Genomic DNA, 11715 nt, shown 5'->3' on the forward strand with positions numbered 1-11715 from the left:
GGCCGCGAAACCGATCGCGTGAACGTCTAAGCGCGACGCCTGACGCGCATCACTTCGGTCTCTCCATCTCTCAGGACGCGCAGCTCTTGCGCCTTGCCGTCCGGTCCCCAGACCGGCACGGTGTCATAAGGCCCGAACATGTGGAAGAACCGGCCGTCCTGGTCCATGCGCATCTGGCGCGCCCCGCCCCGCATGCCCGGCATGTTGCTTTTCAGGATCCCGTCTTCGACGAATACCTGCATGAGCGGAAAGCCCGGGCCCGATATTACATCGTAGTCGCCGACATAACGCTCGAATTCCTCAGGCTGGATTTTCCGTTCGCGCTTGGGCGGACGCATGAAGTCCCCCCAGCCGTGGACATCGGCGATGGCGTTGAACACTTCCCAGTAGAATATCAACCCCGATGTGGCGTTGGTCAGCACCACCGCGCCGTCACCGCGCTCGAGATAGCAGGTCGCTTCGGCCTGATAGCCGTCATTGGCGCCGCCATGGCCGAAACGCATCCTCGATCCGGAATGCAGAAGCATCCAGCCAAGTCCATAGGCCTGGTCGGATTCACGCCGCATCATTTCCTGTGCGATCGCCTGTCCTAACAACGCATTCGGTTTGCCGAGCCAGGCATCGCGGCAGGCAAGCATGAAGGCGGCGTAATCGCGCGCCGTCGTGTAAACGCCCCCTGCGGCCAGTTGCGGCGTCAGAAGCCACTTTTCCGGAATAGGCACGCCCCCGTCGCCGTGGCCGATGGCGGCATTGGCGGTAAAGTCGGCCGGCAAGGGATGGAAAAAGGTGGACTGCGTCATGCCAAGCGGATCGAAAATCCTCCGCTTGGCCAGCGTAGCAAAATCAAATCCGGTGATCTCCTCAAGCAGCAGCTGGACGATCGTCATTCCGCCCCCGGAATAGCGAGCCGTTCCACCGGGCGTTTTGTCCACTCTCACCGGTGGCGTCCAGGCGGGCGGGCGTCCTTCGAGCACATCCAGAGCCGATGGCGGCCGGGCACCCGGCGGACCGGCACCGAACCCGTGCACAGTGGTGCCGGCGCGATGCGACAGAAGCCAACGCAGGGTCACAGGCGCTTGCCGTGTGAATTCGTTTTCTGGAACTTTCCACGAAGACAGAAAGCCGTTGATCGGTGCATCAAGAGAAACCAAACCCTGTTCGACGAGTTGAAGCGCCAGCGTCGCCGTCAGCGGTTTGCTCAATGAAGCGCCCGCAAATGCCGTTTGCGCATCGACCGGACGGCCGCCCGATTCCGTGCGGCCGAACCCCGTTGCCCATGCGATCTCGCCTTGCTCCATCACGGCCACGCTCAGGCCGGGGCAGCCGTAGAACGCACAGCGCTCCTCGACGGTCCAACGCGTATCGTCGCCCTCGAGCAGCGTGATCGGCAGCAGGCCGTCCGCGACGCGGGCGACGCGCGGATCGGTCGGAAGGCCGACATCGTCCGGACGGCATCGGCTATTCATCGGACATTCCATATGTTATCAACGTTCATATTTTGCCGCTCGCCGTCATGCTGTCAAGCACGCCGGCGCGGCACGAAAACGATCGGTGTCGCGGCGAATGTCGATCAACGCGCGTCTTTGCGGCATCCACGCTTGACGCGGCGCTCGGCATTCGAATATATACAGTGATCATATTGTGCCTGTCAGGTCGATGGCTTTATCCGGTACTTCAAACTCGGCCGCGTTGCATCCCTTTACCGGGCGCGATGTTCCATGGCTGTTGAAGGCGCGCGCGGATGCCGCGCCGGAAAAGACATTCTTCGTGTTCGCGCCGTTTGATCGGCCGGCCGTGCGCTGGAGTTATGGAGAATTTCATCTTGCGGTGGGCCGGCTCGCATATGCCCTTGCGGGGCGGGGCATCGAGAAGGGCGCGTTCGTTCTTCTTCACATGGACAACTGCCCGGAATTCTTGCTCACTTGGCACGCCTGCGCCCGCCTCGGTGCCGTCGTCGTCACGACCAACACGCGCTCTTCGGCGGAAGAGCTTTCCTACTTTGCCGCGCACAGCGGGGCGAAGTGGGCCGTTACCCAGCCGCGATACGAAGCGCTGGTCCGCGCTTGCGGGCATGGTCCTTCCGAGATCATCGTGACGGCGGAAGACGTTGGCGAGGCGAAAGCGGTACAGCGAAGTGGGCTAGCCGTGCCGTTCGAAGATCTCCTCGATGCAACTGTTCCCGAATTGCCGGAGCGCCAGCCCGACCCGATGCTGCCGAATTCGGTACAGTACACGTCGGGCACGACTTCGCGGCCGAAGGGGGTCGTTTGGACGCACGCCAATGCGCTATGGGGTGCGCGCACCAACAGCGAAGCGTGCGGCATTGTCGCCTCGGATATCGGCCATACCTGCCTGCCGCTCTTTCATACGAATGCGCTCTGCTACACGCATCTCGCCAGCCTGTGGGCCGGAGCGTCGTTCGTGTTTCAGCCGCGGTTTTCGGCCGGCCGCTACTGGAGATGCCTCGAAGAACATGGCTGTACGTGGGGCGTCCAGATCCCGTTCATGCTGAGGGCCCTGGCGGACCGCGAGAAGCCTTCCGGTCTCGCGCTGCAGCGATGGGGACTGGGATCCATTGACCCGCCGCTCGCGAAGAGATTCGGGATTCCGACGATCGGCTGGTTCGGCATGACCGAGACGATCGGATTGCCCATCGTCGCGATGCGCAATCTTCCCGGGCGGCCGGGAACAATGGGTGTTCCTTCACCCTACTACGATGTGGAAGTTCGGCGTGACGACGGCGGGCCTGTCGCGTTCGGCGAATCCGGATTTCTCTGGGTCAAGGGCAAGCCCGGATTGTCGCTTTTTCTCGAATATCTCAATGCGCCGGAGGCCACTGCGGCCGCCTTCGACTCGCGGGGCTGGTTTGCCACCGGCGATCGTGTGACGCCGTTTGAAGACGGTCATATCCGGTTCGATGGTCGCAAGGCCGACATGCTGCGGATCGGCGCGGAGAACGTCGCGGAATCTGAGATCGAACGCGTCATCCTGACGACGCCCGGCGTCGCGGAGGTCGCGGTCGTCGGAAAGCCGCACCCCATGCTGGACGAAACGGCCGTGGCGTTTGTCGTTCCCACCGCTGCTGCGACGCGGGACCTTGCGGCACAAATCGAATCGGTTTGCAGGGCTGCGCTCGCCGACTTCAAACGGCCGACGGAAATACATCTTGTGGAAGACTTGCCGCGAGTCACGCTTGGAAAAATCGACAAGAAGACGCTACGCGCCAATCTTGTCGCATAGGGAAAGCAGGAAGAAATGTTAGGGCAAAAAGCCGCACTGCCGCGTCCATCCGTCAGGTCTCGATTTCCCGATGCAAAATCACGCTCTTCGAATCTTTATGAGCGTGCTCTGAAAAGCTTACCTGGCGGAAATTCGCGCCACACGGTGTTTTTTCCGCCGTATCCAATCTACGCGGTGCGCGGCTCTGGCAGCCGGATATGGGATGCCGACGGGTCCGAACGCATCGATTTCATCAATAACTATTCGGCGCTGATTCACGGCCACAACCACCCCAGGATCGTGGAAGCCATAATCCGGCAGGCGGAAACGCTGTTGGCCGTCTCCCTTCCCACAGAGAAGGAAATCGCGCTGGCCGAGCTGATCGCCGGTCGTCTGCCGACGGTGGAGCAGGTGCGCTTCTGCAATTCCGGCACGGAGGCCGTGCTCTATGCCATAAAAGCGGCGCGTGCCTTCACCGGCCGGGCGAAGATCGCGAAAGTGGAAGGCGCCTACCATGGCAGTGCCGAAACGGCGAGCGTGGGTGTCACGCCGCCGCCCAGCCTTTTCGGCCCAGCGGATACGCCATCCAGTGTGCCGGGTTCGGGCAACACCATGGGCATCGCCGGCGATGTCGTCGTTTTGCCGATGAACGACGTCGAAAACGGGCGCCGCATCTTGCGGGCCCACGCGGCGGACCTTGCTGGAATCATCGTGGACCCTTTGGTGAAGAATCTCGGATTCCTGCCGGCGTCGCGGGCGTTCCTGCAGATGCTCCGCGAGGAGGCGGACGCCAACGGCGCTCTGTTGATCTACGATGAGGTGTACAGCATGCGCCTTGGGTTTCACGGTGCGCAGGGCGCTGTGGGTGTGCTTCCGGATTTGACCGCGATGGGCAAGATCATCGGCGGTGGTCTGCCTGTGGGCGCCGTGGGTGGACCCGAACGCATCATGGCGGCTTTGTTTGATCCTCGCCAAGGGGCGCGGCTCGCCCATGGCGGAACGTTCAATGCCAATCCCATGACGATGGCGGCCGGGCTCGCTGCGCTGGAGATGTTGGATCAGGCCGCATTCGACCGCCTTTCCCGCCTCGGTGATCGGCTTCGTGCCGGTCTCCGTGAAGCGCTTCGTATCGCCAACGTGCCGGGCGCGGTGCGGGGGGCCGCGTCCATGGTCCAATTGTGGCACACCGATCGGGACATCGAGACCTACCGCGATCTTGTCGCGGCACGGGGCGAGAATGTCGATGTGCAAAAAAGGGCCGAAACCGTGTTTCGCTATTTTCTGAACAACGGCATGCTGATCGGTGCCCCGGGATTTTTCGTGTTGTCCACCGCGATCACCGAAGACGAGGTCGATTTTGCGATCGAGACGGCGCTACAGGCCTTGCGGACGCTCTGATCGCGGCAGGCGGTGTCCGCACATAATGATCGGCCACCGCCGGGCTGCGCAGCTTCTACAGTATCTAAGAGAGTATCAAACCCGATGAAGGCGTTGATATTTCTGAGATGGAGGGCGGGGCTGGCGCGACCGGAGTCCAAGGCGCGGTGGCTGAACCATCGCAGGCAGCGGGCGGAGAAGCGTCCAGGTCATTCATACCGTTCGATTCACACACTGCCGCCAGATGCTCTCCGCGATGCGCTGGTGGGACAGGGCTTCGAGACGCCCGAGGCAATGAGCCTCTGTCACGGCACGGATGCTGGCCGGGTGGTGACCTCCGATTCTACAACTCACCCGTCCTACCGGCTCCGGATGGCGGTCGAGTCCCAGCGCTTCGAGATCGCGGCAGGCCGAAAATGAAAGCGCGACAGACCGGCTTGATGAGACTCGCTGACTATCGGTCACCCGACTTCGCCGTCGACACCATTAGTCTCCATTTCGATCTGGATGCGTCCCGCACCGTCATCCGGAACCGGATGTCGCTACGTCGTCTAAATCCGTCCGATGTGCCGTTGCGGCTGGACGGCAAGGCGTTGGAGCTGATTTCGCTTTCGCTGAACGGCGAGCTCTGCGGCTCCGACGGCTATGCACTCGATGACGAAGGCTTGCTGCTCCGCGTGCCGCTCCAGGAATTCTCGCTGGAGATCGTCACGGCCGTGAAGCCGGCCGAAAACAAATCCGCGCTCGGATTGTTCGAACTGATGGGCAAACTGGCCACCCAATGCGAGGCCGACGGCTTCCGGCGCATCACTTACTTTCCCGACCGGCCGGACGTGCTGGCGCGATACGAGGTGACGCTTGTCGCCGACAAATCCCGCTATCCCGTTCTGCTCTCGAATGGGAATCCGGTGGCGCGTGGCGATATCGAGCACGGCCGGCACTTTGTGACATGGAGCGACCCTTTTCCCAAGCCCTGCTACATCTTTGCGGTGATCGCGGGCGATTTTGGGGCGCTCACGGACAGCTTCAGGACCAGGAGCGGAAGAGAAATCGCGCTTTCGATCTATGCGGATCGCGACCTCGTCGAGGGCTGCCGTTTCGCGATGGAGGCAGTCAAACATTCCCTGTCGTGGGACGAAGAAGTGTTCGGCCTCGAATACGATCTGGATCAGTATGGCATCGTCGCGCTGACCGGCTGGCCGGGCGCAACCGAAAACAAAGGCCTCAATCTCTTCGGCGCCAACGGCATCGTCACAAATCCGGAAACGTCGACGGACGACGATTACATCATTGTCGAGCGCATTGTCGGCCATGAGCAGTTCCACAATTGGACGGGCAACCGGGTCACCTGCCGCGACTGGTTTCAGCTGAGCCTCAAGGAAGGATTGACGCGGTTCCGCGATCAGCTGTTCGCCGCCTCGAGATTCGGTGCCGACGCTTGCCGCATCGACAACGTGAAGACTCTGCGGCGCAACCAATTCCCGGAAGACGACGGTCCCGCCGCTCACCCGATCCAGCCCGTCGAAGGCGCCTCCGTCAGCAGCTTCTACACCGCAACGGTATACGATAAGGGCGCCGAAGTGGTTCGTATGCTGATCCCGATTCTCGGATGGCAGAAATTCCGCGCGGGAATCGACCTTTATATCGCGCGTCACGATGGACAGGCGGTTACGACGGAAGATTTCCTGCGCAGCATGGAAGATGCCTCCGGCTGCGACTTGGCGCAGTTTCGCCGGTGGTATGACCAGGCCGGCCGTCCCCGTATCGCCGCAAATGGAAGTTACGATGGCGCCTCCGGAACGTATCGCCTGACGCTGCAGCAATCGTGCCGCGCGGTCGGTACCGGCGTCGTTCCGCGGCCCTTCCATATCCCGGTCGTGACGTCTCTGATCGGCCGCGATGGCTCTGAATTGGCACCGCCGCGCACGCTGAACCTGACCGAACCGCGGCAGACATTCGTGTTCGAGAACGTGCCGGCCGAGCCATTGCCTTCGCTCCTGCGCGGGTTCTCGGCACCCGTCACCGTCGAAGCCGACCTGACGGATGGCGGCCTTGCAAGCCTGATGGCTCGCGATAGCGATCCGTTCGTGCGCTGGGATTCGGCGCAGCGGCTGGGCATCGCGCTGATTCGCTCTCTGGCAGAGGCCCATCGCGCGAATCTGCCGATGTCGGTGCCGGCGACCTTCAGCAGGGCTTTCGGTGCGATATTGGAAGATCGGGAAACAAGCGATTTTCTCAAGGCGGAAATCATTACTGTGCCGGACGAACCGGCCCTGAGCGAGGGACTTCAGAGCATCGATCTGGATGCGCTCATGGCGGCACGGGCGTTTCTGCGCCACGCTCTCGCCGTCGAATTCGAAGATATTCTCCTGGCGTTGTACCATTCCAGGGAGTCCAACCAACCGTACAGCGCAGACGCGGAGCAGATTGCCAAAAGGCAGCTGAGGAACGTCTGCCTCGATCTGCTGTGCGCACGCGGGACGCGGCAAGCGGCCCGGCTTTGCATGGCTCAAATGCAGAGCGCGGCGAACATGACGGATCAGTTCGCCGCCCTGTGCTGCCTGAGCCATATGGATCTGCCCGAACGCCAAGAAGCGTTCGCCTGGTTCTACGATCGTTGGTCACACAGCAAGCAGGCGATCGACAAATGGTTCAATGCGCAGGCGCTGTCGCGCGCGCCTGGCGCTGCGGATCGGATTCGCGCTCTTGCCGATCATCCGAAGTTGGACTCCAACGACCTGGCGCGGGGCTCACTCTTCTTTGGAGCGTTCTTCAGGCAGAATCGCGTTGCGTTTCACGACCCAAACGGCATCGGTTATCGGTTCCTTGCCGACCGTCTGCTGGAATTGGACAGGCTCGGGCGGAAGAACAGCCACTATCTGATGCCGCAGATCAACCGCTGGCGCATTTACGACGCGCATCGCAGGTCGCTCATGAAGGCCGAACTTGAGCGTGTGGCATCCGTCGAGGGAATTTCTTTGGGTTTGCGCGAGAATGTGATGCGCGCCCTGGGTTCAGATCATTGAAAGGAACCAACATGCGGTCCGCGGTCGAGATTGCCGACAAGGTACGAAGGGGCGAGTGCAAGGCACGCGACGTCGTGCGCGCGTCGTTGGACACGATAGAAGCGCGCAATCCTGCGCTCAACGCTTTCATCGTGCTGGACGCGGATGCCGCCTTTGCGGCCGCCGACGCAATCGACGCGAAGGTCGCCCGCGGCGAGGATCCGGGCCTTCTGGCTGGCGTTCCTTTTGGCGTGAAGGATCTCGAAGATGCCAAGGGCTTTCGGACCACGCAGGGAAGCTGGTTCCTGAGAGATTCTCCCATCCAGACGACCGACACACCCTATATCGCGCGATTGCGCGCGGCCGGCGCCATTGTGCTGGGCAAAACCGCCGCGTCCGAATGGGGGATGGATTCGGCGACGCACACCACCTTGTGGGGCGTGACGCGCAATCCCTGGAATCCCGCCACGACGCCGGGCGGCAGCAGTGGCGGATCGGCTGCGGCTGTCGCGGCGGGATTGGTTCCTTTCGCGACCGCGACCGATGGCGGCGGCTCCATTCGCGAGCCGGCCGCTTTCACCAACCTGATCGGTCTGAAGCCCAGTCACGGCCGCATCGCCAAGACGAACGGATTCTCGAACTTCGCCGTTCACGGAGCCCTCACGCGCACTGTCGCCGATACGGCGCGCTTCCTCGATGTCGCTGCCGGACCCGATGATCGCGATCGCCAATCGCTGCCGCCTGCCGGGTACGCTTATGAAGCGATCATCGAGACGCTCGACGTGCGGGGCCTTTCGTTTTTGTGGTCTCCGGATCACGGCTACGCGGTTGTCGAACCGGAAGTGATCGCACTGGCGCGGAAGGCAGCCGAGAATTTGGCGCGCGCGGCGGGACTTGCCGAAGCCTCCTTTGATTTCAAGCCGACGAACATCAAACAATGCTGGGTGGATATCATGGTGGGGGGATTGGAACAGGACATGATCCGGGACGGCATTCTTCCCGGCGGTTACGACAAGCTGTCGCCCCAGACGCGCGTCATTGTCGACCGGGTGCGCGCGCGCGCGACGCCGATCGATACCAATGCCGCCTGGGCGGGGATCAGGAAACTCGAGCAGGAGGTGGCTGCGCTGTTTCGCAGCACGGATCTTTTGATCTCGCCGGCGACCGCCTGCCGCCCTTATGCGGCGGAAAGCACGATTCCGCAATTCATCGATGGGCGCGACGCCAGCGCCTCCAGTGTCGAACCTTTCGGGATGCTGGCGAATGCCTGCTGGAATCCGTCGATTTCGCTGCCAGCCGGGTTCACGTCGGATGGCCTGCCGGTCGGCCTGCAGATTACCGCCCGACGTCATCGCGACGACATCCTTCTGCGTCTGGCGCGGATTTGGGAGGAAGCATCCCCCTGGACCTATCCTTGGGACTGAACAAGCCGCTCCCGTCGTTCGGTGCTCTCGAATGCCTTTCCGACCCGCGAGGTCCTACGTGACGGTCCCGTCTACCAATCAGCTCAACGCTTTCTGGCTTCCGTTCACGCCAAACAGCGAGTTCAAACGCCGTCCGCGAATCGTCACGGGCGCCGACGGCATGCATTACACGGACCAGACCGGTCGCAGGATTCTGGACTCCGCGGCGGGGCTATGGTGTTCGAACGCCGGGCATTGCCGGCCACCGATCGTGAAGGCAATACAGCAGGCCGCCGCGACGCTCGATTTCGCGCCCAGTTTCCAATTCGCCCACCCGAAGGCGTTCGAGGCCGCGGCGAAGATTGCGGCACTCGCGCCCGGCAGCTTGAATCACGTCTTCTTCGCCAATTCGGGATCCGAAGCGGCCGATACGGCGATAAAGATCGCCGTCGCTTGGCACCGCGCGCGCGGTGAGGGCTCGCGCACCCGGATCATCGGACGCGAACGGGCCTATCACGGCGTGGGCATGGCGGGGATTTCCGCCGGTGGTATCGGCAACAATCGAAAGTGGTTCAACAGTCTGGCGTTTCCGGCCGATCATCTTCCCGCGACTTACGATCGCGAAAGGCAGGCATTCACAAACGGTCAGCCGCAATGGGGTGCTCACTTTGCCGACGAGCTGGAAAAACTCGTTGCACTGCACGATGCTTCCACGATCGCTGCCGTGATCGTCGAACCCATGGCCGGATCGACCGGCGTCCTGCCGCCGCCCGTGGGCTATCTCGAAAAACTCCGGGCGATCACGGCGCGTCACGGCATTCTCCTGATCTTTGACGAGGTGATCACCGGCTTTGGTCGCCTTGGCGCGGCCTTTGCCGCCGAGCGGCTCCGCGTCGTTCCCGACATCATCACCTTCGCCAAAGGCGTCACCTCCGGAACGGTTCCGATGGGCGGCGTGATCGTGGATCAGCGGATCTACGATCAATTCATGGTTGCGCCCGATCACGCGATAGATTTGTTTCACGGCTATACATATTCGGGACATCCCCTGGCGGCGGCGGCGGCGTGTGCCACGATCGATCTTTATCGCGACGAGGGACTGTTTCAGCGCGCGGCCGAGCTCGAAGAATATTTCGCCGCCGCGGCCCACAGCCTCAAGGGTGTGGCGCATGTGATCGACATCCGGAACATGGGTCTTGCGGCCGCCATAGAGCTGGCGCCGATCGAAGGCGCGCCCGGCAAGCGGGGCTTTGAAGCGATGAGGACCATGTTTTTCGAAGAGAGCGTGATGATCCGCATCGCCGGCGATTGCGTCGCCTTCTCGCCGCCCCTCATCGCCGAAAAATCGCATATCGACGAGATGTTCGGAAAGCTGGCCGCGGTCCTGAAGCGGGGATGAGCGGCGGCGGCTTGACGGATATGTAAACGCGAGTCATATCTAGCTTCATGTCCTTCAGCGAACTCACGCCGTTTCATCTCGCCTTCCCAGTGCACGACCTGGACAGGGCGCGCCAATTTTATGGCGGCATGTTGGGTCTCCCGGAGGGGCGCAGTTCGGATCACTGGATCGACTTCGATCTGTTCGGTCATCAGATTGTCGCCCACCTCGGTCCCACTAGCGGCGGGAGCCCCGGCCATAGCCCGGTCGACGGTCACGACGTTCCTGTGCCCCATTTCGGGGTCGTGCTCGACTGGCACCAGTTCGATGTCTTCGCCGAAAGGCTGAAGGCCGCCGGCATCCGGTTTGTCATCGCGCCATGCATCAGGTTTCCCGGTCAAATCGGCGAGCAGGCGACGATGTTCTTCCTCGATCCCTCCGGAAATGCCCTGGAGTTCAAGGCGTTTCGCGATCGCAGCCGGCTTTTTGCAAAATAGCGCGAATATTCTCAACGGCTGCGTTGAAAACGTCCGGTGCCGTCCGGTACGGCGCCGCGGCGATGATTGACTGGTCAAAGCCGTAATTCAATGTAAACAGGTGGCGAGTCGGCCGCTGTGGCGGAGGATTCGAAGGGGCGCTTGGAGGAGGGCGGGTTGTCCACCAGGAAAAAGGCAGCGGGAGGGAAGCGGCCGTATCATCGCGGCAACGTCGCGGAGGATCTAACCGCCGCGGCACTTCGTCTGTTGAAGACGGAGCCTTATGAAAATCTCTCAGTCCGCAGGTTGACGCGAGAGATCGGCGTCACGCCGGCCAATTTTTACAACCATTTCGAGAATCTGGACGATCTGCTGCTGAACATCGCGGCGGACGCGCATCTTCGGCGGGCGTTTTTCCTGCGGAAAACCGCAGAGAGCAGCGAGAACCGGATTGAGGCCGCGAAACTGGCGGCACTCGATTTTGTGGAGTTTGCGGTCAACAATCCGCAGATTTTCCGCATCATGTTCACGCTGCCGTCTCGCATAAAGCATGCGAAATGGGTGGAGGCCGCCGACACGGCGTTCGCCGCCTTTGTGTATCTCGTCTACGGTCAGGACCTGTTCGATCCGACGAATCTTGCCCGCTCGCGTCAGCAGTGCAAGGCCGGCTACGGTTATTTCGCACTGCTCTATGGTCTCGCCAGAATTGTCCTGGAATTGAATTTCCCCATGAAGAGCAAGATCGACATGAAGGCGTTCGTCGAAGACATCGTCCGGCACTATGTCGACGGGTCCGCCAGCGAGGTATTCAAACGCAAGGTCGGCGGCAAATCGGACCGGGCTTGAAGGAACACGCC

Annotated in this window: 8 protein-coding genes; 7 read left to right on the forward strand and 1 reads right to left on the reverse strand. The window is 61.8% G+C overall.

Features of this window, described 5'->3' with window-relative positions:
- Positions 1-26: 26 nt before the first annotated feature.
- Positions 27-1466, reverse strand: a complete 1440-nt coding sequence (locus tag WDN01_21020) for a serine hydrolase domain-containing protein (protein ID MEJ0028513.1) — start codon at positions 1464-1466, stop codon at positions 27-29.
- A 190-nt stretch (positions 1467-1656) separates the two neighbouring features.
- Here WDN01_21020 and WDN01_21025 point away from each other — a divergent pair, with 190 nt between their 5' ends.
- From WDN01_21025 to WDN01_21055, 7 genes are all read left to right on the forward strand, one after another.
- Positions 1657-3240 (forward strand): AMP-binding protein, encoded by a 1584-nt coding sequence (locus WDN01_21025; protein MEJ0028514.1) that lies wholly within the window; start codon positions 1657-1659, stop codon positions 3238-3240.
- A 15-nt stretch (positions 3241-3255) separates the two neighbouring features.
- On the forward strand, positions 3256-4617 hold the full coding sequence (locus tag WDN01_21030; protein MEJ0028515.1) for an aspartate aminotransferase family protein: 1362 nt from the start codon (positions 3256-3258) through the stop codon (positions 4615-4617).
- Positions 4618-5012: 395 nt separating this feature from the next.
- A complete protein-coding gene (gene pepN, locus WDN01_21035) occupies positions 5013-7622 on the forward strand; it encodes an aminopeptidase N (GenBank protein MEJ0028516.1) in 2610 nt (869 codons plus the stop codon).
- An 11-nt stretch (positions 7623-7633) separates the two neighbouring features.
- Entirely contained in the window at positions 7634-9025 is a 1392-nt protein-coding gene (locus tag WDN01_21040; GenBank protein MEJ0028517.1) for an amidase, read from the forward strand.
- Positions 8913-10403, forward strand: a complete 1491-nt coding sequence (locus WDN01_21045) for an aspartate aminotransferase family protein (protein ID MEJ0028518.1) — start codon at positions 8913-8915, stop codon at positions 10401-10403. Before WDN01_21040 ends, WDN01_21045 begins: the two co-directional genes overlap by 113 nt.
- A 47-nt stretch (positions 10404-10450) precedes the next feature.
- Entirely contained in the window at positions 10451-10879 is a 429-nt protein-coding gene (locus WDN01_21050) for a VOC family protein (GenBank protein ID MEJ0028519.1), read from the forward strand.
- A 156-nt stretch (positions 10880-11035) separates the two neighbouring features.
- Positions 11036-11704 (forward strand): TetR/AcrR family transcriptional regulator, encoded by a 669-nt coding sequence (locus WDN01_21055; GenBank protein MEJ0028520.1) that lies wholly within the window; start codon positions 11036-11038, stop codon positions 11702-11704.
- The last annotated feature ends 11 nt before the right edge of the window (positions 11705-11715 follow it).

Source organism: Rhizomicrobium sp. (assembly GCA_037200985.1).
Lineage (GTDB): Bacteria > Pseudomonadota > Alphaproteobacteria > Micropepsales > Micropepsaceae > Rhizomicrobium.